Origin of the sequence: Micromonospora sp. NPDC002575, from assembly GCF_042889525.1 — a bacterium.
GTDB classification, from domain to species: domain Bacteria; phylum Actinomycetota; class Actinomycetes; order Mycobacteriales; family Micromonosporaceae; genus Micromonospora; species Micromonospora carbonacea.
The window spans coordinates 89,419-112,439 of the sequence record NZ_JBIARA010000018.1 but is presented as its reverse complement, the minus strand read 5'-3'; the positions used below and the strand labels follow the sequence as shown (position 1 = coordinate 112,439).

Below are 23,021 nucleotides of genomic sequence, written 5' to 3'. Positions count from 1 at the left end.
CAGGTGCTCCCTCGCCTCCTCCCGCAGCACCGCGAGGTAGACCAGCAGCGAGGTGCGCTCGCCCCGGTACTCCGACAGCAGCGACAGCCGGGCCGCGCCGCAGGGCCACGGGGCGCCGCAGCGACAGCACAGCCACACGGGGCGCACCGGCAGGTGGGGGCGCGGGCGCGCCATCAGCGGTACCGCAGCGCGACGGCGCGCGCCTCCTCGTCGGTGACCGGCAGGAACCACAGGAACCGCCGCACGATCTCCGGCGGGGTCGGCCCGTCGGGTTGACCGCGCAGGTCGCGGATCGCCGGGCGCAGGAACAGGGTGAACGCGGCCAGCAGGACGGCGCGCAGGCTGTCGTCCAGGGGCAGGGCCCGCCAGGTCGCGCAGGGGAACGGCTCGCCGTCGTGCGCGCACCGCCAGTCGGGCCGCCCCGCGCAGTGCAGCTCCAGATCGACCGGCACGTCGGCGGGGCGCACCGCCGGCCCCGGCTCGCGTCCTGTCTGGTGTGTCATGGCGTCTCCCGGTCCCGTCGATCCGCGCCTTTCGACACCCCAACCTGCCGTGTGTGAGCGGACAGGAACAGCCCGTGCTGGCTATGGTGCCCAGACATCCCACACGACCACGGGGGAGACCATGAACGATGCGTTGCGCCTCGCCCTGCGCGACAGCGGGCACTCCATCGAGTCCCTCGCCGCCCGGCTGGGGGTCGACCGCAAGACCGTCGCCCGGTGGCTGAACGAGGACCGGATACCCCACGCCCGGCACCGGCTGGCGGCGGCCGAGGCGCTCGGCCAGCCCATCCGGGACATCTGGCCGGACACGTCGAGACGTCGCTATCCCATGGCGTGGTTCCGGCCGTGGCAGGAGCTGGAGCGGGAGGCGGTGTCGCTGCGGTCGTACGAGTCGATGGTGGTGCCGGGCCTGCTCCAGACGGAGGCGTACGCCCGCGCGGTGCTCGGCGGCGCGGGCCTGATCGCCCCGGGCGACGTCGAGCAGCACCTCGCCAACCGGCTGGCCCGGCAGGACGTCCTGCGCCGCGACGACCCGCCCCGCCTCACGGCGGTCATCGACGAGGGGGCGCTGCGCCGCCCGGTCGGCGGCCCGGAGACCATGCGCGGGCAGCTGGAGGCCCTGGTGGCGGCCTGCGCTGCCCCGCACGTCCGCGTGCACGTCGTGCCGTCGACGGTCGGGGCGTACGCTGGGCTCAACGGCCCGTTCGTGGTCGCGGTGGGGCCGGAGCTGCGGACGGCGGGCTATGTGGACACCCAGCTCGACGGGCAGCTCGTCACCGACCCGGATGACATCGCGGCCCTGCTGACCGTCTGGGAGAACGTGCGCGGCGAGGCGCTCTCCCACTGGCAATCGGCCGACCTACTCGGGGAGATGGCGAAAGCATGGACCTGACCGGCGCGCGGTGGCGCACGAGCACCCGCAGCAGCGGCAACGGCGGCAACTGCGTCGAGGTCGCCGACAACCTGCCCGGCGTCGTGCTGGTGCGCGACAGCAAGGACCGGGCCGGCGCGACGCTCACCTTCGCGCCCGCCGCGTGGCGGGGCTTCGTCGAGCGGGCGAAGCGCGCCGGCTGACCCGGCCTCCTGGCCCGCCCCGGCCTCGGCCCGCCCCGGGCCGGCGCGTCATATCGGCGACATGGCGGTATCCCGGCCGCCCGGATACCGCCATGTCGCCGACATCGAGTCGATCATGGGCGGGGCGGCCGGCCGGGCGGCCCCGGGGAGTCCCCGGGGCCGCGCGACGGGCAGTCGGGTCACCGCTCAGCGGGCGGTCGCGCCCGTCGGCGTCATGTGCATCCGGCCCAGCAGCTGCCGGGCCTGGTCGGCCACGCCGGCGTCGACGGTGACCGCATACTGGGCGGCGCGCAGCGCGCTCGCCGAGGTGAAGTCCCGCTGGCCCCCGCTCATCGCGTGCGCCACCGCGCCGAACACGGCCCCCCAGATCGCGCCGATCACCAGCCCGACCAGGATCACCGCGATCCAGCTACCGGCGGTGAAGATGCCGAACAGCAGGCCGATGAACAGGCCGAACCAGGCGCCCGTGCCCGCGCCGATCAGGGCCGCGCGGCCCGTGGTCAGCCGGCCGAGCACCGTCTCGACGAGGGTCAGGTTCGTCCCCACGATGGCGGTGTGCTCCACCGGGAACCGGTTGTCGGCCAGATAGTCCACCACCCGCTGTGCGGACGGATAGTCCGGGTACGACCCGATCGTCACCGTCGGCGGGCCCATCTGCGGGCCGTGGCCGTCGCCACCGGGCGCGGCGGGCCGGCCCGCCGGGCCGTACGGGAGGTTGTTCGCGCCCGGCATCCCGGGTTGCCAGGCCGCAGTCGAGGTCGTGGGTCTGGTCATGGTGTCCTCCTTCGTCGACCACCCGCCTTCCCCCGGCCGGCGGGCGGTAACGTCGCCGTCGACGGCGAATGCTGCTCGGCCCGGGCGGGTAGGCACCGGCGTGGACAGCGGACGGATCAGCGAGCACGGCTTCCTGGCCGACGGCCGCAGCGCGGCCCTGGTCGACCGGGCCGGCTCGGTCAACTGGTGGTGCCCGGCGCGGTTCGACGCCCCGTCGGTCTTCGGCCGGCTGCTCGACGACGACGCGGGGCACTGGTCGATCTGCCCCGAGGCCGGCTACACCAGCGAGCGCTCCTACCTGGACGACACGCTGGTGCTGCGTACCGTCTTCACCACCGACGGCGGGTCGGTGGCGGTGACCGACGCGCTCGCGCTGGAGCCCGGGGCGCGCGGGCACGACATCGGCCTGCGCTCGCCCCGCGTGCTCGCCCGGCTGGTCGAGGGCGTCTCCGGCGCGGTGCCGGTGCGGCTGACCTACCGGCCCCGCTTCGAGTACGGCCGGGTCGCCGCGTACCTGGCCGCGCACCCCGAGGGGCTCGACGCCACCGCCGGGGCGGCCCGCCTGCGGCTGCGCGGCGACGTGCCGCTGACCTGCGGCGAGAGCGAGGCCACCGCCACGTTCACCGTCCGGGCCGGCGAGTCCTACGGCTTCACCCTCGGGTACGCCCCGACGTACGACGCCGGGGAACCGGTGACGCCGGACGCGGCCGGGACGGTCGCCGAGACGGCGGTGGGTTGGCGCTCCTGGGCGGGGCTGCACCCGTACGACGGCCGCTATCCGGACGTGGTGCGGCGCAGCGCGCTGGTCGTGCAGGGCATGACGTACCAGCCCAGCGGCGCGATCGTCGCGGCGGCGACCACCTCGCTGCCCGAGGCGCTGGGCGGGGACCGCAACTACGACTACCGCTTCGTCTGGGTGCGGGACTTCAGCCTCACCCTCCAGGCGCTGTGGCTGGCGGCCTGCCCCGACGAGGCGAACCGGCAGTTCTCCTGGGTGGCCCGGGCGATGGGCCGCATCGGCAACCAGCCGGTGCCCATCATGTACGGCGTCGAGGGGGAGCGGGACCTCAGCGAGCATCGCCTCGACCACCTCGCCGGGTACGCCGACAGCCGGCCCGTCTTCGTCGGCAACGACGCGTGGCGGCAGCGGCAGACCGACGTGCTCGGGGAGGTCCTCGACGCGGCGTGGCTGATGCGCCACTACCTCGACCCGATGGACCCGGAGGTGCACCAGCTCCTGCGCGCCCTGGCCGACCAGGCGGTCGCCGACTGGCACCGTCCGGACGCCGGGATGTGGGAGGCCCGCGACGCGGAGCGGCACTACGTGTCGTCGAAGGTGCAGTGCTGGACCGCGCTGGACCGGGCGGTGCGCTTCGGACCCCGCCTCGGCGACGCCGCCGACGTGGCCCGCTGGGCGGATGCCCGCGACGCCGTCCGCGCGGCGGTGCTGCGTCGGGGCTGGAACGAGCGGGTCGGCGCGTACACCGGGGCTTTCGACTCGGCGGACCTGGACGCCTCGGTGCTGCTCATGCCGCTGGTGGGGTTCCTGCCCGCCGACGACCCGCGGATGCGCGCCACCATCGACGTCGTCGAGGCGCGGCTGTCCCACGACGGCCTGCTGCGCCGCTGGGACGGCGACCCGGCGGGCTTCGTCATCTGCTCGTTCTGGCTGGTGGGGTGTCTGGCCCTGGCCGGGGAGACGGACCGGGCCGGGCGGCTGTTCGAGTCCCTCGCCGGCCGGGTCAACGACCTGGGCCTGTTCGCCGAGCAGATCGACCAGGCCACCGGGGAGCAGCTCGGCAACTTCCCGCAGGCGTTCTCGCACATCGGCCTGATCAACGCCGCCGGCCGGCTGACGGAGGCCGCCGGGCGGCACGCCAACACCGACGCCGACGCCGCCGGGCGGCGGCGTGCGGCAGGTGCGGACCGCCCGCGCCAGACCGTGCCGACGGGCACGGCACGACCGGAGGGAGCACGCTGATGACCGGACGGCTCGACGGGAGGACAGCCCTGATCACCGGCTCGGACTCGGGGATCGGGCAGGCCAGCGCCATCGAGTTCGCCCGCGAGGGCGCCGACGTGGTGGTGCACTACCTGCACGACCGGCAGGGGGCCGAGCACACCCGGGACCGGGTGGAGCAGGCCGGCCGCCGGGCGGCGGTGGTGCGCTGCGACATCACCGACGAGCAGGACGTCGAGGCGATGTTCGACGCGGCCATCGCCGAGTTCGGCAGCCTCGACGTGCTGATCAACGACGCCGGGGTCGACGCCTCCGGCATCCCCGTGGCGGACCTGGACACCGAGACGTGGGACCGGGCGATCCGGACCAACGTCTACGGGGCGTTCTTCTGCTCCCGGCGGTTCGTCCAGCACCGCCGCGACCAGGGCGGCCACGGAAAGATCATCAACATCACGTCGATCCACCAGGAGGTGGCCCGGGCCGGTGGGTCGGACTACGACACCAGCAAGGGCGCGCTGCTGGAGTTCGCCAAGAGCCTCGCGCTGGAGGTCGCCCCGATGCACCTCAACGTCAACAACATCGGGCCGGGGATGGTGCTCACCCCGTTCAACCAGAAGGCCATCGACGACCCGGCGTACCTGGAGGAGCAGGTGCAGTCCATCCCGTGGAAGCGGGCCGCCGAGCCCGAGGAGATCGGCCGGCTGGCCGTCTTCCTGGCCAGCGACGACGCCGACTACGTGACCGGGTCGACGTACTTCATGGACGGCGGGCTCATGCAGAACCAGGGCCAGGGCGCCTGACCGCCGTCGCCGCCCACCGGACGGCGCCGGCCCCGGCCGCCACGCTTTCGCGCGGCGGCCGGGGCCGGGTGGTGCTGGTGAGAAGGGGACCCTTCTATACCGCAGGCGTTAACAGGGGGCCCTTCCTTGCTCAGTTGCAGCGGGAGCCGTTGAGGGTGAAGCCGCTGGGGGCGGGCAGCGAGGACCCGGAGGAGGTGCCCTGGAACCCGACGCTCACCGTGCCGTTGGCCGGCAGGTTGCCGTTCCAGGCCACGTTGCGGACGAGGAGCGTGTCGCCGTTCTGGCTCCATTCGCCGTTCCAGCCGCTGGCCAGTCGCACGCCCGAGCCGGCGGGGAAGCCGAAGGACAGCGACCAGGCGTTGAGCGCGCCTCCGCCGTTGGTGATCCGCAGCTCGGCGGTGAACCCGCCGGCCCACGTGTTCGGGGTGAAGGTGACCGTGCACCCGCCGGCCGGTGGGTTCGTCGTCGGCGGCGCCGTGGTCGGGGGCGCGGTGGTCGGGGGCGCGGTGGTCGGCGGGGCGGTCGTCGGCGGGGCGGTCGTCGGGACCGGGCCGGCGGCGATCGCCAGGTCGTAGGCCCGCTGCGGGACGAACTGGCCGGCCGCGGCGATGCAGCCGTCGGCCTCGCCGGGCAGCTTCACCCACAGGAACGCGTCGATCGCCGAGTCGCCGGTGGCGGTGGTGCTCGGCGTGCCGATCGCCCGCCCCGGCGGGTCGCACCACTCGGAGCCGAGCGGGCCGTTGCCGTTGCGGCTGGTGTCGATCACGGCCTTCAGCCGGGAGACGCCGGTGGCGGCGATGACCTGCTTGGCGTACGACACGGACTCGGCGGTGGTGCGGTAGTTCGACACGTTGAGCGAGATGCCGTCGGCGCTGTTGGCGATGTCCGCCCCGTTGAGCCGGGACGCGATCTCGCCGGGGGCGAGCCACGCCGAGTTGCCCGCGTCGAAGTAGACCTTCGCCTGGGACGAGCCGGCCTTCAGCTTCTTGCCGGCGTACGCCATCGACGCCCGCGTCTCGGCCTGCTGGCTGGAGTTCTGGCAGTTCGTCATGATCGGCAGGACGTCGGGCTCCAGCACGATCGTGGCGGGCCGCCCGGCCAGGCCGGCGGCGACCTGGTCGACCCACTGCCGGTAGGCGGTGTGGTTGGGCGCGCCGCCGGTGCTGGCCCCGCTGCAGTCGCGGTTGGGGATGTTGTAGACCACCATGATCGGGATCTTCCCGGCCGCGGCGGCGGCGCCGACGTACTGGTCCACCTCGGACCGTACGGTCGAGGTGTTGGTGGTGGTGAACCAGCGGCCCTGCGGCACGCTCGCGATCCGGTCCCGGATCACGGCGGCGCGGGAGTCGCCGGGGTTGGCGGCGACCCAGCGGGCGGCGCTGGCCTGCGGGTCGACGTAGAACGCGGAGTCGGCGGCGGCGGCCGGGGCGGCCCCGAGCAGGCCGACCGCGACGGTGGCGGCGGTGAGTGCGGTCGCGCTGGCGGCCACGGCCGCGAGCGCCGGTCTGCTTCGCATGGGCGTCGTCCTCCACTGATCGATGGTTATGCGTGGAAGCGCTCCCACGCTTTCTCGACAAGGTACGCGTCTATTGCCAGCATGTGAAGACCCTGTGACGCCGTTCGACCGGTTTCCGGCTCACGCCTTCGGGCGGGCGCGCAGGTGGGCCCGCTCGCCCTGGCTGCCGAACAGGCTCAGGAACTCCACCGGACTGGCGTCGGCGGCCCCGAACCAGTGCGGCACGCGGGTGTCGAACTCGGCCGCCTCGCCGGGGGAGAGGACCAGGTCCCGCTCGCCCAGCACCATCCGCAGCCGGCCGTTGAGCACGTACAGCCACTCGTAGCCCTCGTGGGTCTTCGGGTCCGGCTCCCGGCGACCGCCCCCCGCCGGGATCACCAGCTTGTACGCCTGGATGCCGCCCGCCCGGCGGGTCAGCGGCAGCATGATCATGCCGTGCCGGGTGACGGGGCGCAGGTGGATGCGCGGGTCCCCGGTCGGCGGGGCGTCCACCAGGTCGTCGAGCGTCACCCCGTGCGCCCGCGCCAGGGGGAGCAACTGCTCCAGGGTCGGCCGGCGGGCCCCGGACTCCAACCGGGACAGGGTGCTCACCGAGATGCCGGTCACCGCCGACAGCTCGGCCAGCGTCGTCTCGCGCTGCCGGCGCAGCGCCCGCAGCCGTGGCCCGACCCCGGCGAGCGCCCGATCCAGGTCGTCGGTCACCCCACGAGCTTGCCAGACCGCCGAGGCGTCCCAGCCCCTACCATCATCGGATGGGAGCGGACCGGACGCGCGTCGTGGTGGTCGGGGCGGGCATCGCCGGGGTGGCCTGCGCCGCCGAGCTGCGCCGGGCGGGGATCCCCGTCCAGGTCCGCGAGCGCGGCCGGGTGCCGGGCGGCCGGATGGCCAGCAAGCGGTTCGACGGGCGGCCGGCGGACCTCGGCGCGGCGTACTTCACCGTGAGCGATCCCGGCTTCGCCGAGGTGGTACGCGGCTGGGCAGCCGCCGGGCTGGCCCGGGAATGGACCGACACCTTCGTGGCATACTCCGCCGCCGGCCGGCGGGAGGTGCCCGGCCCGATGCGCTGGGCCGCCCCGCGCGGGCTGCGCTCACTGGTCGAGCACCTGGCCGCCGACCTGCCCGTCGTCGTCGACCGGCTGGTGCTCGGCGTCGAGCCGGGGCCGACCGTCGACGGGGAGCCCTGCGCCGCCGTGGCGCTGGCCGTGCCCGGCCCCCAGGCGGCCCTGCTGCTCGACCCGGCGCTGGGGGCGGCCACCGCCGCCGTGCAGGCGCAGCGCTGGTCGCCGACGCTGAGCGCGGTGCTGCGCTTCCCGGCCCGGTCCTGGCCGGACTTCCGGGGCGCGTTCGTCAACGACCACCCGCTGCTCAGCCTCGTCTGCGACGACGGCGACCGGCGCGGCGACCACGCCCCGGTGCTGGTCGCGCACACCACGCCCGAGTTCGCCGCCGGGCACCTCGCCCAGCCCACGGGGGCCGCGCGGGCCATCGAGGAGGCCGTCCGCGACCTGCTCGGCCTGCCCGAACGGGCCGAGCACGTGCACGTGCACCGCTGGACGTACGCGAAGCCCGTCGACCGGGCCGGCGACGGCACGTACCACCTCGACGCCGACGGCATCGGCCTGGCCGGGGACGCCTTCGGCGAGCCCCGGATCCAGAGCGCCTGGCGCTCCGGCCACGACCTCGCCCGAGCCCTGACCACCCGCCTGACCCCCTAACCCCTGACCCCCGGGACCCCCACCCCCTCGGCGATCTTGCAGTTGCGGCCCCTGGCGCGGGGCTTATGCCCGTTATTCCCGGGCCGTAAGTGCAAGATCGCGGGAGGCGGGGGAGCCGGTGCGTTCGCCCTGGTGGTCGAGGAGCTGCATGACCGGGGTGGCGGCCACCCCGTGCACCACCACCGACACGATCACCACCAAACCGACCGTGGCCCACAGCAGCTCGGCCTGCGGGAAGTCGGCCTTCGTCGTCGCGTACGCCAGGTAGTAGAACGAGCCGACGCCCCGGATGCCGAACAGGGAGATCACCCAGTGCTCCGCCGGCCGGCCCGGCGCGCCGCGCAGCGACAACCAGGCGACCAGCGGCCGGACCACGAAGACCAGCGCCAGCCCGACCAGCGCCGCCGGCCAGGTCAGCGGGGCGAGCAGCCCGCCGACCACCGCGCCGCCGAACAACAGCAGCAACAGGACGGTCAGCAGCCGCTCGACCTGCTCGGCGAAGGCGTGCAGCACCGAGTGGAACTCGTGGGTGCGCTCGGCCGCCCGGATCGCCCGCGCCGCCACGAACACGGCCAGGAAGCCGTAGCCGCCCACGACCTCGACCAGCCCGTACGCCAGGAACGTCGCGGCCAGCGCCAGGAACCCTTCGGCGTGGCGGGCCAGGCGCAGCGTGCTCGGGGCCCGGAAGAACAGCTTGCCGAGCAGCCAGCCGACCGCCAGCCCGCCGCCGACACCGACGGCCAGCTTGTAGAGCACGTCGACGGTGAACCAGTCGACGAACCACTCGCGCGGGGCGAGCCCGGCGCTGGCGATGGCGACGGCCGCGTACACGAAGGGGAAGGCCAGGCCGTCGTTGAGGCCGGCCTCGCTGGTCAGCGCGAACCGCACCTCGTCCTCGGAGTCCTCCACGTCGGTCGGCTCGCCGACCTGCACGTCGGAGGCGAGCACCGGGTCGGTCGGTGCGAGCGCCGCGCCGAGCAGCAGCGCGGCGGCCGGCATCAGCCCCGCCCACCACCAGCCCAGCAGCGCCACCGCCGCGATGCACAGCGGCATCGCGATCGCCAGCAGCCGCCAGGTGGACGACCACCGGGCCCAGCTCAGCGGGCGGTCTATCTTCAGCCCGGCGCCCATCAGGGCCACGATCACGCCGATCTCGGTGAGGTGGGTGGCGACCTCGGAATGCTCCAGCGGGTCCGGGCCGGGCAGCCCGGTCGGCAGGATGAAGATCAGCATGCCCAGGCCGAGGAACGCGATCGGCATCGACAGGGGACGGCGCTCCAGCACCCGGGGGAGGATCCCGGCGAGCAGGGTGCCCAGCCCCACCACCGCGAACGAGACGTCTACCGGCTCCACGGCACCACCCTTCCGCCCGCCCGCGAGGTGCGGGCGAGTGGTCACGGACCTTGCCCCGTGCACGGCCGCGGTAAGCGTGCTCGCCGGAATCGATGTGCCCAGCCCCGTGCCCCCAGCCCCGTGCGGCGCGCCCCGTGTGCCCCGCCCCGTGCGGCGCGGCCCCGGCGGTCAGACCCGGGCGGCGGTCAGCGCGGTGCCGCGAGCGGGGAGCTCGCCAGCGCCTCCAGCAGGGCGGCGGGGTCGTCGTAGACGGCCACCGCGCCCGCCCCGGCCAGCTCGCCCCGGCTCGTCCCGCCGCAGGTCAGCCCCACGCACGGGATGTCCAGCTCGCCGGCGGCGGCGACGTCCCAGACCGAATCGCCGACGAAGACCACCCGGGACGCGTCCAGGCCGGCCTGCTCCAGCGCGGCGACCAGGATGTCCGGCGCGGGTTTGCTCTGCTCGGCGTCGGCCGCGCAGGTGACCGTCGTGATCGCGTCGTCGGCGTCCAACGCCCGGCGCAGCGCCCCCACCTCGTGCGCGGCGGCCGAGGTGGCGAGCACCACCCGCAGCCCCCGGGCGGCGCAGGCGCGCAGCAGGTCGGCGGCGCGGGGCAGCGGGGTCAGCCGTTCCCAGTACTCGCCGTAGAGGCTGTCGTGGGCGTCGCGCAGCTTCCCGTCGGCGGCGCGGTCCCGTTCCGGGCCGAGCAGGTGGTCCAGGAGCTTGTCGGAACCCATCCCGATGGCGCGGTGGATGGTCGCCATCGGCACCGGCTGGTCGGCCTGCCGCAGCGCCTCCCACCAGCTCACCGTGTGCAGATAGGTGGTGTCGACCAGGGTGCCGTCGACGTCGAAGAGGACGCCGCGCTGATTGTCGGTGGCCATGCGTGCCCTCCTACCCGGTCGGGGCCCGCCTACCCGGCCGGAGGGCGTCGCGTCACCCGGCCGGGATGAGGATCTCGAACCAGACGGTCGAGCCACGGACCGTCGGGTCGGTGCCCCAGGCGTCGCTGAGCTGCTCGATCAGGCCGAGCCCTCGGCCCCGGCTGCTCAACGTGTCGGTGCGGGCCCGGGTCACGGTGCCCCGGGTGCCCGAGTCGGCCACCGACACCAGCAGCCGCTCCGGGCTGAGGTCGATCTCGACGCGGGCGGCGGTGCCGGCGTGCAGCAGCGCGTTGGTCGTCAACTCGCTGGTGCACAGCACCGCGGCGCCGACCACGGCCTCGGGCACCTGCCAGTCGGTGAGCTGGGCGGTCAGCCAGTGCCGCACCCGGCTCGGCGCGGTCGGCTCCGCCGGCACCTCCATGCTCGCCGAGCGGCTGGGGATCAGCGCGTGCTCCACCGCCAGCACCGCCACGTCGTCCTCCGTGGCACCGGCCACGGCCGCCGTCGCCACCGCGCACAGCGCCCGGGGATCGCCGCTGGCCGCCCCCGCCACGGCGGCGGCCAGGCTGTCCAGCCCGGCGACGAGGCTCTGCCGCCGCCGCTCGACCACGCCGTCGCTGAACAGCAGCAGGGTGTCGCCCGGGGCGAAGCGGACCGTGGTGGTGCGCGGGTCGCAGCCCAGCCCGAGCGGGGCGCCGGGCGGCACGTCCAGATATTCCGCCACGGGCTCCCCGTCGAGCCCGCCCCGGCGCACCAGCGGCGCGGGATGCCCGGCGCTGGCCAGCGTGAGCCGCTCCCGCTGCGCGTCGACCACCCCGAACACCACGGTCACGAACAGCTCCTGGCTGCCGGTCTCGGCGCCGAGGCTGCCCACCAGGCGGTCCAGCCCGGCGAGCACGGCGTCGGGCCGGGGATCGGTCAGGGCCAGCGCGCGCAGCGCCGCCCGGACCTGGCCCATCCGGGCCGCCGCCTGCACGTCGTGGCCCGCCACGTCGCCGAGGACGACGCCCAGCTCCCCGCTGGGCAGCAGGAACGCGTCGTAGAAGTCGCCACCGGCGGCGTTGCCGTCGACACCGGCGTCGTAACGGGCGGCGATCCGCAGCCGGGGCAGGTCCGGCAGGTGCTCCGGCAGCATGCTGCGTTGCAGCAGCTGGGCGGTGCCGTGCTGGGTCTCGAACCGGCGGGCGCGCTCGGCGGCCTGGCCGATCAGCTCGGCCGAGGCGGCCAGCAGGGCCCGCTCGGTGGCCGACCAGGCGCGCGCCGCGTGGTAGCCGACGGTCAGCCCACCCCGCAGGGCCGACGTGCGCAACGGCTGGGCGGCCAGCGCCCGCACCTTCTGGTCGTGCCGGTCCACCGCGATGTCCCGCAGCGGCTGCCCGTCGGAGACGAACTGGGCGACCCCGCTGCGCGCGGCGACGATCAGCGGACCGGTGGACTCGGCGGGCGAGCGCCGCCACAGCGGGGGCAGCCGCTCGTCGGCCTCGTCCAGCAGCTCGCCGCGGACCCGCCGCACCGTGCGCCACCCCGCCCCGTCGTCGACGCCGAAGGTGACCCGGTCGGTGTCGAACGCGGTGAGCAGGTAGCGCAGGGCGACCCGGGCCACGTCGTCCAGGGTGAGGGTGCCGGCCAGCGCGGCGGCCACGTCGCTGAGGCTCTGCAACTGCTCGGTGACCTGGCTGGTCTCGACGGTCACGGTCAGCACCCCGACGATCTGCCCCGCGCTGTCCCGCACCGGCGAGTGGCCCCGGGTGAACAGCGCCTGCCCCCGGGCGTCGGGGCGCTGCTGGTCGTACGGGAGCACCGCCTCCCGTTCCAGGGAGGACTCGCCCTGCCGGTAGGCGCGCTCGAACGCGTCGCCGACGCCCGGCTCGTCCCACACGTCGGCGAGGACCTCGCCGGCCGGCCGGCCCGCCGCGCCGGGGTGGCGGTCGCCGATGAGCGTCGCGTACGCGTCGTTGTAGAACAGCAGGAGATCGTCGCCGAGGGCGAGCGCCATCGGCACCGGCGAGGCGAGGATCAGCTCGGCCGCGCCGCGTACCAGTGGGTCCCAGTGCTGGGGCGGGCCGGGCGTCGTCGCGGCCCGGGAGCGGCCGGGAACGACGCCCGCGGCGTCGGGGGCCGACGCCTCCGCGGCGGGCGTTGCTGGCGTGGGGACTCGCCCGACCGTGCCTGGCATGTCCGCAGCCTAGCCGGAGCGCCCCGCCCACGGCCCGATCGCGGGGCCGACCGGCGTCGGGCGTTCGCGCCCGGCGGGCGACCGCTGCCCATCAACGCAGGTCAGGGCCGTTCTGGGCGGCGATGTCGGGAAATTCGGTACGCGCCGCGCGGCGTGCGCCGCACGGAGGCGGGTATGCGCGCGCCGAAGTCCATGCGACAGGAGGGACACCATGCAGAAAACCCTCGCGGTCGGGCAGGTAGACATCGGCTACGCCCTGACCGAAATGTGGAGGTCGGTGCTGCTCTTCGTCCCGAGGGCGATCGCGTTCATCGTGATCCTCGTGGTGGGGTGGCTCATCGCCAAAGCGGTCCTCAAGATCGTGGACGCGGCACTGGAACGGGTGGGGTTCGACCGCGCGGTCGAACGGGGCGGGGTCCGGCGCGCGCTGGAACGCACCAAGTACGACGCCAGCGACATCCTGGCGAAACTGGCGTACTACGCCGTGCTGCTGTTCACCCTGCAGTTCGCCTTCGGGGTGTGGGGGCCGAACGCGATCAGCGACCTGATCCGGGGCGTGGTCTCGTGGCTGCCCCGGGCGTTCATCGCGATCGTCATCGTGGTGGTGGCCGCCGCGATCGCCAACGCGGTGCGGGACCTGGTCACCGGCTTCCTGGGCGGCCTGTCCTACGGCCGGGTGCTGGCCGACGTGACGGCGATCTTCATCCTGGCGCTCGGTGTCATCGCCGCGCTCAACCAGGTGGGCATCGCCACCACGGTCACCACGCCGGTGCTGATCGCGGTGCTCGCCACGGTGGCCGGCATCCTGATCATCGGCGTCGGCGGCGGCCTGGTGCGGCCGATGCAGAACCGCTGGGAGGGGTGGCTCGACCGGGCCGCCGAGGAGTCCCGGGCGCTGCGGGAGCACCGCCAGGCGCAGGCCACCGGACGGGGCGACGTCGAACGGCAGATGGCCGACCGGGGCGGCGAGCGCGCCCGGGCCACGCCCGAGGGGTCGATGACCGGCGCCCGCGGCGGGCAGGGGACGTACCGCTCCGGCAACATGCCGGGCGACGAGACCCAGCAGTTCGGCCGCCCGGGCAGCTGACCGGGGCAGCACGAGGCGGAGGGGGCCCGCACGGGTCCCCTCCGCTTCGGGTGCGGTCCTGCTTCCTGGGCGCGGTCAGAGCGCCGGCGGCGGGGCGGCCGGGCGGGTGCCGAGGGAACGGGCCAGGGCGCAGACCGCGAGCAGGCGGGTGAGCAGCCAGTCGGGTTCGGCGAAGTCCGTCGGGCGGGTGGGCGGCTGCCAGCCGTGCTCACGCGCCGCGTCGCGGACGCCTTCGGCGTAGCCGGCGAGCGCGGCGGGGGTCAGCGGCCGGTGGTCGCCGCCGAGGGCGTCCCGGACGGCGGCGGCGTGCTGGTCGACCTCGGCCAGCAGGCCGGGGCGGGTGGCGGCGGCGGCGAGCCCGGCGGTGCCGATCGAGACCGTCAGCCCGGCGAGGGTGGAGCTGGCGGAGTCCACGGCGGAGCGGCCCGGGGCCCGGTTCGACGGCACACGCATGAGGACCGAGGCTAACCGGCCGGTAACCTCATGCGCCTCCGCCGCTCGGCCGGTCCCGGCTCCTCCACCGGGGGGCCGGCACCCCGGCCGCCGGGATTGACCCGCCCGGCGCGGGGCAGAAGGGAGAACGGGTCGACACCGGCGCGACCGGCACCGTGGAGGAACGCATGGGACAGCAGGACGGACCCGACGAGCGGCACCGCCGCCCCGCCGGGGTCAGCGACGCCACCGTCGAGGCGCTGGGCAAGCTCAGCGAGGCGCTGGAGACCGTCGAGCGGGCGCGCGGACACCTCTACGCGCTGCACCAGCTCGTCGGCCACGCCGACCTGATGCTCGACGACGCCGTCGAGAGGTTCCGCGCCGCCGGGCACGACGCGATCGCCGACCGGATCGCCACCGACCTGCTCGGGCGCAACGTGATCGCCGGCCGGTGGACCTTCCAGATCGTCGAGGACTTCGACGACGGCTACTACGCGCTGTTCCGGGATCTCGACCGGCAGGCCCGCGACGAACTGGTTGGCGGCCGGCGGCACCTGTACGAGGCGGAGATGAAGGAGCGGCGGCGCACCCGGGGCCGCCCCGGTCACGAGGCGCGCCCGGCCGGAGACTGACGCCGAGCCCGGCGGCGGCGCTCGCGGGGCCGCCTGCGGCCTGCGGCCTGCGCTCCTGCTCGCTCACCAAGCCGTTACCCTGCGTTGCCGCCAACGCGTGGGGTTGCACCGTGCCGGTGCAACCCCTTTGCTCTGCACCCGAATACGCAACGGCTCACGCAGCGCAACCGCACGCCGCGGCCTTCGCCCGGCGGCTTTTCGGACATCCCCAGCTCAGGTCGGGTGTTGCGCATGTGGGTGCAGAGCAAAGGGAGGGGCGCGGGTGGGGCGAGCTTGGGCGGGAATCACCCAGCGTCAGGTGTCGGTCGGGCCGCGTGCTGACGCCGCGCTGTCACCTTCGGTGAGCGACGTGGGTGGTTCGGCCGGCGGGGCCGGTGCCGCCGCCGCGGCGGCTAGTCGGAGGAGGGCGCGTTCGCCGGACGACGCCGGGCGGCGTCGTCGGCGATGATCACCGTGGCGACCATCAGGGCGACGCAGAGGCTGAACAGCCACGAGTCGTCGGTGGCGAACCTGGCGGCGACCGGCGCCTGGACGGCGGCGAGGAGGAAGCCGAGCCAGGCGAGGCGACGCTGACGAACGGTGAGGAAGCCGGAGCCCTGTTGCATTCGGAAAGTCTTGCGCGACGCGCCGGGAACGCCGTCACCCGATCGGACGATTCTGGATGACCTGTCCGGGTTTCCGACCGGGGGTGCCGCACTTTTTGGCGCTTTGGGGGAGGTGCGGGAAGCCGTTGGTCGTTCTCGCCGGGGTGAGGCAGGATGGTCGATCGTGTCCACCCCCGCGTCGCCCCGCCCCGCCCTGCTCCTGCTCGCCTACCTCGCCTTCGTCAGCCTCGGCCTGCCCGACGGGCTGCTCGGCGTCGGCTGGCCGTCCATGCGGGCGGACTTCGGCGTCCCCACGGAGGCCGTCGGCCTGATGCTGACCGCCGGGACCGCCGGCTACCTCACCGCCAGCGTGCTGGCCGGGTTCTCCCTGGCCCGGCTCGGCGTCGGCCGGCTCCTCGCCGGCAGCACCCTGCTGGCCAGCCTCGCGCTCACCGGTTACGCCTCCAGCCCGGGGCTCGCCGTCACGACGGGGTGCGCGCTGCTGCTGGGGCTCGGCTCGGGGGCGATCGACGCCGGGCTCAACGCGTACGCGGCCAACGCCTTCGGCCCCCGCCACATGAACTGGATGCACGCCTTCTTCGGCCTCGGCGTCGCCATCGGCCCGCTGATCATGACCGCCGTGCTCAGCGCCGGCCTCTCCTGGCGCTGGGGCTACGGCATCGTCGCCGCCGCCCAGCTCGCCCTCGGCACCGCCTTCGCCCTCACCGTCCGGGCCTGGGCCGACCGCACCGCGCCGCCCCCGCCCGCCGCCGGCCCGGCCCCGCTGCCCACCACCGACCCCGTGCGGGTCCGCGACACGCTGCGCCTGCCGGCCGTCTGGCTGGGCTCCCTCGCCTTCGCCGTGTACGTCGCGATCGAGATCGCCGCCGGTCTGTGGGCGTTCCTGCTGCTCACCGAGGGGCGCGGGCTGGCCGCCGGGGTGGCCGGCGTCTGCGTCTCCGGGTACTGGGGGAGCCTGTTCCTGGGGCGGGTGGTGCAGGGGTTCGTCGCCGAGCGCCTCGGCACCGGGCGGGTGCTGCGCGCCAGCCTGCTCGGCATGGTCGCCGGCGCGGTGCTGATCGCCCTGCCCGCGCCGGCCTGGGTGGCCGTGGCCGGCCTGCTGGTGCTGGGCTTCGCCGCCGCGCCCGTGTTCCCGCTGCTCACCCTCGGCACCGCCGAGCGGGTGGGCGCCGCGCACGCCGACCGGACCATCGGCGTGCAGATCGCGGCGGCCGGGCTGGGCGGGGCGCTGGTGCCCACCGGCATCGGCGCGCTGGTCGCGTACACCTCGGTCGAGGCCCTCGGGCCGGCGCTGGTGGTCCTCGCCGCGGCCCTGACCACCCTGCACGCCGTCGCGTCCCGCCGGCCCTGACCGCCGGGGGCGGGCGGCGGCCGGCGGTCACATGGCGTCGGGGCCGGTGCGTCCCGTGGTCGACGGCCGGTACGCCCGCTCCGCGTCGGTGCGCTCGCGCTCCCGGCCGGCCGGCGACGCGCCCCGGTCCACCGCCTCCGGGCCGTGCCCGAACGCGGCCTCCTCCCCGGCGTCGTTGCCGGTCACGTCGTCGGCCTGCCCGTCGAGGGTCGACCGGGCCAGGGCCCGGTCCAGCTCCTCCAGGGGCAGCCGCTGCTCGTCGCGCCACACGTGGCTGTCGTTGTCGGTCATGCCCTTCGCGGTACCCGGGGCCGGTGATCGCAAACGACCCCGGCCGCGACGACGGCCGCCGGATGCCGGCGGCCGTCGTCAGCTCGTGCGGGGGAAGGTCAGGGCCGGGGGCGGTCGACGTTGCCACGCCAGGCGCCGGTCTCCTGACCGCGCCGCTCGATGAACTGCTTGAACCGTTCCAGGTCACCCTTGGCCCGGCGGTCGACGACGCCGAGCTTGTCGCCGGCCTGCTCCACCACGCCGTGCGGCTCGAACTCCAGCTGGAGGGTCACCCGCGTGTTCGCCTCGTCGAGGCGGTGGAAGGTCACCACGCCGGCCTGCTGGGTGCCGCCGGTGGAGCGCCAGGCCACCCGCTCGTCGGGTAGCTGCTCGGTGATCTCGGCGTCGAACTCGCGCTTGACCCCGGCGATCTCCACCGTCCAGTGGGTCTTCGTGTCGTTGAGCTGCCGGACCTCCTGCACCCCCTCCATGAAGTGCGGGAACTCCTCGAACTGCGTCCACTGGTCGTACGCGGTCCGGATCGGGACGGACACGTCCACGTGCTCGGTGACGCCACTCATCAGCAATCCTCCTCGGTGCGTCGGTGCGGGGCGGGCCGGGGGACGATCCCCCTCACCAACGCGTCGTCTCGTTCCTGTGCCCGAGGGCGGCCCACACCTCGGAGACCGTCTGGTAGCGGGTCCCCGGGGGCAGGCCCTCCAGGGCGGCGACCAGGTCGTCCGGCGCGTCGTTGTCGCGCGCGTTCGCGACGAGCGCCTCCCGGTCGCCCGGCAGGGCGGTCATCGTGATGAACCGCCCGAGCCGGCTGCGCTGCTCCACGTCGGTGGAGCTCATCCCCTGCGGGGAACCGGAGCGCAGCTCGCCCGCCGGAGCCGTGGTGGCCTCCGGCTGGTCCTCGCCGGCCGGCTCGGGCTGGCGGAACTCGTCGACCCGTGAGCCGCCGGTGCCGGGGCCCTGGACCAGGCCGCTGACCTCCTGGCTCATCTGCTCGTCGACCCTCGGGCTGTGCTTGCTGCTGCCACGTTCCATGCCTTCTGCGCTACCCGGGGCGGACGCCGGTAAACCGCGCCGGCCGTCACGGACCGGCGGGGCTGCGCGGCGGCAGCACCGGCTCCTCCGGGTCCGGCTCACCGGCCTGCAAGGCCCGGCCCCGTTGCAGCTCGGCGTTGATCTGCACGCCCAGCATCAGCGCCGAGTTGGACAGGTAGAGCCAGACCAGGAACGCGATCACCGCGCCGAGGCTGCCGTACGTCACGTCGTACGAGCCGAAGTTGGCCACGTACAGGCCGAAGCCGAAGGACGCCAGCGCCCAGGAGACCAGGGCGACCGCGCCGCCCGGGGTGAGCCAGCGGAACCGCGGCTGGCGCACGTTCGGGGCGATCCAGAACAGCAGCGACAGCAGCACCATCATCACCATGGCCAGCACCGGCCACTTCGCCACGCCCCACACCGTGCGGGCCAGCCCGCCCGCGCCCAGCAGGTCGCCCACCGCGTCGGTGACCGGGCCGCTGACGATCAGCCCCGTGGCCACCACGGCCAGCAGCACCAGCGTCACGGCGGCCAGCCCGATCTGCAACGGGCGCAGCTTCCACACCGGCCGCCCCTCCTGCACCCCGTAGATGGCGTTGGAGGCCCGGGTGAACGCGCCGATGAACCCCGACGCCGACCACAGCGCGCCGAGCAGGCCGAAGCTGAGCAGCGTCTTCGCGCCGCCGCTCTGGTCGACCACGCCCCGCACCACGCTGACGAACCCCTCGTTGCCGACCACCGACCCCGCGCCGACGTCCCGGGCCAGGTCGATCACCGTGTCGACCGTCCGCTCGCCGTCGGAGACCAGGCCGACCAGGGCGACCACCACGATCGCCGACGGGAACAGGGCGAGCACCCCGTAGTAGGTGAGCGCGGCGGCCCAGTCCGCGCAGTTGTCCTTGACGAAGTTCCGCCCGCTGCGCACCAGCACCCCGCGCCAGGTGGGCCAGCTGAGCTGGCGTACGCGGCGGGGCCGCCGCGCCCGCCCGCCGTCGAGGACCGCCGTGTCCGGTTCCGTCGTCGCTGCCATGACCGCCCCCTGCGTCCCGGACGGCCGGGTGACCGGCACCCGGCGTTCGCCTGGCCCCGCCCGTACCCGGCGGCGGAAATCGACAAACCCGGCACGGGGCGGGCCGGTCCGCCGCGCGACGCGACGGTTTGCCCGCGCGCCCCGGGGGAACGGTCAATCGGGAAGCAGTCGACGCGGAGGAGGACGACATGCCCGGGCGCGAGGTACTGCCCAGCACGCTGCGGCGCTCCCCGGAGAAGGCGCAGCGCACCTGGGAGAAGACGCACGACTCGGCGGTGGAGACGTACGGCGAGGGGGAGCGGGCGCACCGCACCGCCTTCGCCGCCGTGAAGCACGAGTTCGAGAAGGTCGGCGACCACTGGGAGCCGAAGGGCCGCAAGGGGCCCAGCGACCGGCAGGCGGCCGGCGGCGGGCCCGCGCGGCGCGCGCCCACGGCGGGCGGCGTCGACGCCAACGCCACCAAGGACCACCTGATGGCGGTGGCCCGCAAGCTGGACGTGCCCGGCCGGTCCCGGATGACGAAGCCGGAACTGGTCAAGGCCATCGAGAAGGCGAACGACAACGCCACCCGCAAGGCGCGCGGGGGCCGCTGACCGGCCACCACGGCCGAGCACCCACCGCGACGGGGGCCCGGGACCGCGCGGTCCCGGGCCCCCTCGCCGTACGCTCACCAGTGGCCGCCGCCCGGGGCCTCGATGTGCACGGCCTTCGTGGCGGTGAACTCGTCGAGCAGCTCCGGGCCGTAGCCGAAGCCCTGGCCGCTGCCCCGGCGCGGCTGGGCCGCCCCGCCCGGCGCGCCGCCGAACACGGCGTTGACCTTCACGGTGCCGACCGGCAGCTCCCGCCAGGCCCGCTGGGCGTGACTCATCGAGCCGGTCAGCACGGTTGCGGCCAGCCCGTACGGCGAGTCGGCGGCGCACCGCAGCGCCTCGCTGAACGAGTCGACGACCACCACCGGGGCGACCGGCCCGAACGTCTCCTCGCGGACTAGCGTCATCTCGTGCCGGCAGTCGACGACCACCGTCGCCGGATAGAACGCCCCGGGCCCGTCCGGCAGCACCCCGCCGGCGCGCAGCCGCGCCCCGCCGGCCACCGCCGCCGTCACCTGCCCGTGCACGTGGTCGCGGTGCCGCCGGTCGACCAGCGGCCCCAGCTCCGTGCCCGGTTCCCGCCCGGGGCCGACCCGCAGCGCCTCGGCCCGCCGCACCAGCGCGTCGACGAAGTCCTCCGCCACGTCCCGGTGCACGTAGATCCGCTCCACCGCCACGCAGATCTGCCCGGCGTTGGCGAACGCGCCCAGCGCCGCCTGCTCCGCCGCCCAGACCGGGTCGACGCCCGCGTCGACCACGAGCGGGTCGCTGCCGCCGTTTTCCAGCAGCACCTTCGCCCCGGTGCGGGCCGCCGCCGCGGCGATCGCCCGGCCGGTGGCCGTCGAGCCCACGTGCGCCACCACGTCCACGTCGCCGCCGGCCAGCGCCGCGCCGACCTCCCCGCCGCCGGTGAGCAGCGACAACACCCCCGGGGGCAGCACCTCGTCCAGCGCCCGCGCCAGCAGCCACCCCGTCGCCGGGGCGCGCTCGCTCGGCTTGTACAGCACCGCGTTGCCGGTCACCAGGGCCGCGCCGAGCAGCCCGCAGGAGACCGCCACCGGGTCGTTCCACGGGGTGATCGCGGCGACCACGCCGCGCGGCTGCGGCGTCATGAAGTCGATCGACCCCACGCCGCCGAGCAGCGTGCGCCCGCCCCGCACCGGGGCCAGCTCGGCGTACTGTCGCAGGGTGCCGACGCCCGCCTCGACGCCGCCCCGGGCGTCCGCGAGGGGCTTGCCCATCTCCGCCGTCACCGCCGCCGCCAGCTCCTGCGCCGCGCCCTGCACCGCGTCGGCGGCCCGGTGCAGCGCGGCGGCCCGCTGCGCCGGGTCCGTCGCCGCCCAGCCGGGGGCGACGCCCCGCGCGGCCTCCACCGCCTTGCCGACCTCGTCCGCCGTCGCCACCGGCACCGTGCTGACCGGACGGCCGTCGGCCGGATCGTGGACGACCAGCTCGCCCCCCGCGCCGCCGGCGCCCCACACCCCACCGATGAGCTGCGCAACCGTGTACATGCGGCGGTGCATCCCCCGCCCCCGGCCCGGCAAACGCGTTTCGCCGCGCGCGGCCCCGGGTAGGCGGGTCGGATGACCTCGACCGGCCTACCCACCGCCGCCGCGTCCGGCGTGCCGACCGGCCCGGAGAGCGCCGACGCGATCGTCGTCGGCGCGGGCCACAACGGCCTGGTGGCGGCCAACCTGCTGGCCGACGCCGGCTGGGACGTGCTGGTGCTGGAGGCGACCGGCGCGCCCGGCGGGGCGGTGCGCTCCGCCGAGGTGACCGTCCCCGGCTATCTCAGCGACCTCTACAGCTCCTTCTACCCCCTCGGGTACGCCTCGCCCGTGCTCGCCGGCCTCGACCTCGACCGGCACGGGCTGCGCTGGACCCACGCCCCCGACGTGCTGGCGCACCTGCTGCCCGACGGGCGGGCGGCCGTGCTCAACCGGGACCTCGACGCCACCGCCGCGTCGCTGGCGGCGTTCGCGCCCGCCGACGGGGAGCGCTGGCGGCACGCGTACGCCGACTGGCTCGACGTGGCCGGGCCGATGCTGGCCACCATCACCACCCCCTTCCCGCCGGTGCGCGGCGGCGTCGGCCTGCTGCGCCGGCTGCGGGTCGGCGGGGCGCTGCGGCTGGCCCGCCGGCTCGTCGTGCCCGTGCGCAAGCTCGGGGCCGAGCTGTTCGACGGCGAGGGCGGCACGCTGCTGCTGGCCGGCTGCGCCCTGCACACCGACCTGTCCCCGGAGGAGGCCGGCTCCGGCGTGTACGGCTGGCTGCTGGCCATGCTCGGCCAGCAGATCGGCTGGCCGGTGCCGGTCGGCGGGGCGCAGCGGATCACCGACGCGCTGGTCGACCGGCTCACGCAGCGGGGCGGCCGGATCGTCCACGACGCGCGCGTCGACCGGGTGCTCACCGCCCGGGGCCGGGCGATGGGGGCACGCACCGTCGACGGCCGCGCCTGGCGGGCCCGGCGGGCCGTGCTCGCCGACGTCCCCGCCCCCGCCCTCTACCTCGACCTGGTCGGCGCGGCGGTCCTGCCGCCCCGGCTCGTGGAGGACCTGGCGCACTTCCGCTGGGACGGCTCCACGCTCAAGGTCGACTGGGCGCTGTCCGGGCCGGTGCCGTGGACCAACCCGGCCGTGGCCGGGGCCGGCACCGTGCACCTCGGCGCGGACCTCGACGGCCTCACCACGTACTCCGCCGCGCTGGCCCGGGGCGAGGTCCCGCGCGACCCGTTCCTGCTGGTCGGGCAGATGAGCGTCGCCGACCCGAGCCACTCCCCGCCCGGCACCGAGTCGCTGTGGTCGTACACCCACCTGCCGTTCCGGCGCGACTGGCGGGCCGAGGACGTCGCCGCGCACGTCGCGCGGATGGAGGACGTGCTGGAGGCCGCCGCCCCGGGCTTCCGCGCCCGGATCCTCGGCCGGCACGTCGCCGGCCCGGCCGACCTGGAGCAGGGCGACCCGAGCCTGGTCTCCGGGGCGCTCGGCGGCGGCACCGCGGCGGCGTACCAGCAGCTCTTCCTGCGCCCGATCCCCGGACTCGGCCGCGCGGACACCCCCGTGGACCGGTTGTACCTGGCCAGCGCCTCCGCGCACCCGGGCGGCGGGGTGCACGGCGCGCCGGGCGCGAACGCCGCCCGGGCCGCCCTGGCCCGCGACCGGGCGCTCACCGGCGGCCTGTACGCGGGCGTCGTCGGCGCGGCGCACCGCGCAATCTACCGCTGAGCCGCCCGGCGGTCCG

Annotated in this window: 24 protein-coding genes; 10 read left to right on the top strand and 14 right to left on the bottom strand. The window is 75.5% G+C overall.

Translation table 11 applies throughout. The features are described from left to right. Window positions 1–173: 173 nt before the first annotated feature. A complete protein-coding gene (locus ACFYWL_RS24350; protein WP_386976719.1) occupies window positions 174–503 on the bottom strand; it encodes a hypothetical protein in 330 nt (109 codons plus the stop codon). Between the two features lie 121 nt (window positions 504–624). Between ACFYWL_RS24350 and ACFYWL_RS24345 the strand changes: the two genes are divergently transcribed. After that, window positions 625–1,395: a helix-turn-helix domain-containing protein gene (locus tag ACFYWL_RS24345; protein WP_386976717.1), complete on the top strand. Its 771-nt coding sequence runs from the start codon at window positions 625–627 to the stop codon at window positions 1,393–1,395. Next, window positions 1,386–1,577 carry a DUF397 domain-containing protein gene (locus ACFYWL_RS24340; protein ID WP_386976714.1) on the top strand — a complete coding sequence of 64 codons (192 nt, stop codon included), beginning with the start codon at window positions 1,386–1,388 and terminating at the stop codon, window positions 1,575–1,577. Before ACFYWL_RS24345 ends, ACFYWL_RS24340 begins: the two co-directional genes overlap by 10 nt. Window positions 1,578–1,763: 186 nt before the next feature. Here the strand turns inward: ACFYWL_RS24340 and ACFYWL_RS24335 are convergent, their stop codons facing one another. Beyond that, a complete protein-coding gene (locus ACFYWL_RS24335; protein WP_386976816.1) occupies window positions 1,764–2,231 on the bottom strand; it encodes a general stress protein in 468 nt (155 codons plus the stop codon). A gap of 220 nt (window positions 2,232–2,451) precedes the next feature. On the opposite strand from ACFYWL_RS24335, the gene ACFYWL_RS24330 reads away from it, so the two are divergent. Both ACFYWL_RS24330 and ACFYWL_RS24325 read left to right on the top strand, forming a co-directional pair. Continuing rightward, window positions 2,452–4,332: a glycoside hydrolase family 15 protein gene (locus ACFYWL_RS24330; protein ID WP_386976711.1), complete on the top strand. Its 1,881-nt coding sequence runs from the start codon at window positions 2,452–2,454 to the stop codon at window positions 4,330–4,332. Continuing rightward, on the top strand, window positions 4,332–5,111 hold the full coding sequence (locus ACFYWL_RS24325) for a glucose 1-dehydrogenase (protein WP_386976708.1): 780 nt from the start codon (window positions 4,332–4,334) through the stop codon (window positions 5,109–5,111). Before ACFYWL_RS24330 ends, ACFYWL_RS24325 begins: the two co-directional genes overlap by 1 nt. Before the next feature lie 130 nt (window positions 5,112–5,241). Here ACFYWL_RS24325 and ACFYWL_RS24320 read toward each other — a convergent pair whose 3' ends face one another. Then, on the bottom strand, window positions 5,242–6,627 hold the full coding sequence (locus ACFYWL_RS24320; RefSeq protein ID WP_386976704.1) for a glycoside hydrolase family 6 protein: 1,386 nt from the start codon (window positions 6,625–6,627) through the stop codon (window positions 5,242–5,244). A 120-nt stretch (window positions 6,628–6,747) separates the two neighbouring features. Continuing rightward, on the bottom strand, window positions 6,748–7,329 hold the full coding sequence (locus ACFYWL_RS24315) for a helix-turn-helix domain-containing protein (RefSeq protein WP_386976701.1): 582 nt from the start codon (window positions 7,327–7,329) through the stop codon (window positions 6,748–6,750). A gap of 50 nt (window positions 7,330–7,379) precedes the next feature. On the opposite strand from ACFYWL_RS24315, the gene ACFYWL_RS24310 reads away from it, so the two are divergent. Beyond that, window positions 7,380–8,342, top strand: a complete 963-nt coding sequence (locus tag ACFYWL_RS24310; protein ID WP_386976698.1) for an NAD(P)/FAD-dependent oxidoreductase — start codon at window positions 7,380–7,382, stop codon at window positions 8,340–8,342. 72 nt (window positions 8,343–8,414) lie between these two features. On the opposite strand, the gene ACFYWL_RS24305 is transcribed toward ACFYWL_RS24310, so the two are convergent. From ACFYWL_RS24305 to ACFYWL_RS24295, 3 genes are all read right to left on the bottom strand, one after another. Beyond that, the gene (locus tag ACFYWL_RS24305; RefSeq protein ID WP_386976695.1) at window positions 8,415–9,695 is read right to left on the bottom strand and encodes a cation:proton antiporter; all 1,281 of its coding nucleotides are present in this window, start codon (window positions 9,693–9,695) and stop codon (window positions 8,415–8,417) included. A gap of 185 nt (window positions 9,696–9,880) precedes the next feature. Continuing rightward, on the bottom strand, window positions 9,881–10,558 hold the full coding sequence (locus ACFYWL_RS24300; RefSeq protein WP_386976692.1) for an HAD family hydrolase: 678 nt from the start codon (window positions 10,556–10,558) through the stop codon (window positions 9,881–9,883). A gap of 52 nt (window positions 10,559–10,610) precedes the next feature. Beyond that, window positions 10,611–12,734 (bottom strand): SpoIIE family protein phosphatase, encoded by a 2,124-nt coding sequence (locus tag ACFYWL_RS24295; RefSeq protein ID WP_386976689.1) that lies wholly within the window; start codon window positions 12,732–12,734, stop codon window positions 10,611–10,613. 211 nt (window positions 12,735–12,945) lie between these two features. On the opposite strand from ACFYWL_RS24295, the gene ACFYWL_RS24290 reads away from it, so the two are divergent. Then, entirely contained in the window at window positions 12,946–13,821 is an 876-nt protein-coding gene (locus ACFYWL_RS24290) for a hypothetical protein (protein ID WP_386976686.1), read from the top strand. Between the two features lie 75 nt (window positions 13,822–13,896). Here ACFYWL_RS24290 and ACFYWL_RS24285 read toward each other — a convergent pair whose 3' ends face one another. Beyond that, on the bottom strand, window positions 13,897–14,274 hold the full coding sequence (locus ACFYWL_RS24285; protein ID WP_386976683.1) for a DUF6401 family natural product biosynthesis protein: 378 nt from the start codon (window positions 14,272–14,274) through the stop codon (window positions 13,897–13,899). 167 nt (window positions 14,275–14,441) lie between these two features. On the opposite strand from ACFYWL_RS24285, the gene ACFYWL_RS24280 reads away from it, so the two are divergent. After that, window positions 14,442–14,885, top strand: a complete 444-nt coding sequence (locus ACFYWL_RS24280; RefSeq protein WP_386976680.1) for a hypothetical protein — start codon at window positions 14,442–14,444, stop codon at window positions 14,883–14,885. Between the two features lie 392 nt (window positions 14,886–15,277). Here ACFYWL_RS24280 and ACFYWL_RS24275 read toward each other — a convergent pair whose 3' ends face one another. After that, the gene (locus ACFYWL_RS24275; protein WP_386976677.1) at window positions 15,278–15,490 is read right to left on the bottom strand and encodes a hypothetical protein; all 213 of its coding nucleotides are present in this window, start codon (window positions 15,488–15,490) and stop codon (window positions 15,278–15,280) included. A 163-nt stretch (window positions 15,491–15,653) separates the two neighbouring features. On the opposite strand from ACFYWL_RS24275, the gene ACFYWL_RS24270 reads away from it, so the two are divergent. Beyond that, window positions 15,654–16,841, top strand: a complete 1,188-nt coding sequence (locus ACFYWL_RS24270) for an MFS transporter (protein ID WP_386976674.1) — start codon at window positions 15,654–15,656, stop codon at window positions 16,839–16,841. Window positions 16,842–16,868: 27 nt separating this feature from the next. Here the strand turns inward: ACFYWL_RS24270 and ACFYWL_RS24265 are convergent, their stop codons facing one another. From ACFYWL_RS24265 to ACFYWL_RS24250, 4 genes are all read right to left on the bottom strand, one after another. Beyond that, window positions 16,869–17,132, bottom strand: a complete 264-nt coding sequence (locus tag ACFYWL_RS24265; protein ID WP_386976671.1) for a hypothetical protein — start codon at window positions 17,130–17,132, stop codon at window positions 16,869–16,871. Between the two features lie 98 nt (window positions 17,133–17,230). Further along, window positions 17,231–17,692: an SRPBCC family protein gene (locus tag ACFYWL_RS24260; RefSeq protein ID WP_386976668.1), complete on the bottom strand. Its 462-nt coding sequence runs from the start codon at window positions 17,690–17,692 to the stop codon at window positions 17,231–17,233. Between the two features lie 52 nt (window positions 17,693–17,744). After that, the gene (locus ACFYWL_RS24255; RefSeq protein WP_386976665.1) at window positions 17,745–18,161 is read right to left on the bottom strand and encodes a DUF2795 domain-containing protein; all 417 of its coding nucleotides are present in this window, start codon (window positions 18,159–18,161) and stop codon (window positions 17,745–17,747) included. Window positions 18,162–18,207: 46 nt separating this feature from the next. Further along, a complete protein-coding gene (locus ACFYWL_RS24250; RefSeq protein ID WP_386976662.1) occupies window positions 18,208–19,191 on the bottom strand; it encodes a YihY/virulence factor BrkB family protein in 984 nt (327 codons plus the stop codon). Between the two features lie 188 nt (window positions 19,192–19,379). On the opposite strand from ACFYWL_RS24250, the gene ACFYWL_RS24245 reads away from it, so the two are divergent. Then, window positions 19,380–19,784, top strand: coding sequence for a ChaB family protein (locus ACFYWL_RS24245; protein ID WP_386976659.1), 405 nt, complete (start codon window positions 19,380–19,382; stop codon window positions 19,782–19,784). A 74-nt stretch (window positions 19,785–19,858) separates the two neighbouring features. On the opposite strand, the gene ACFYWL_RS24240 is transcribed toward ACFYWL_RS24245, so the two are convergent. Next, complete coding sequence (locus tag ACFYWL_RS24240) at window positions 19,859–21,292, bottom strand: aldehyde dehydrogenase family protein (RefSeq protein ID WP_386976656.1); 1,434 nt, start codon at window positions 21,290–21,292, stop codon at window positions 19,859–19,861. Between the two features lie 72 nt (window positions 21,293–21,364). Between ACFYWL_RS24240 and ACFYWL_RS24235 the strand changes: the two genes are divergently transcribed. Beyond that, window positions 21,365–23,005, top strand: a complete 1,641-nt coding sequence (locus ACFYWL_RS24235) for a phytoene desaturase family protein (RefSeq protein ID WP_386976653.1) — start codon at window positions 21,365–21,367, stop codon at window positions 23,003–23,005. The last annotated feature ends 16 nt before the right edge of the window (window positions 23,006–23,021 follow it).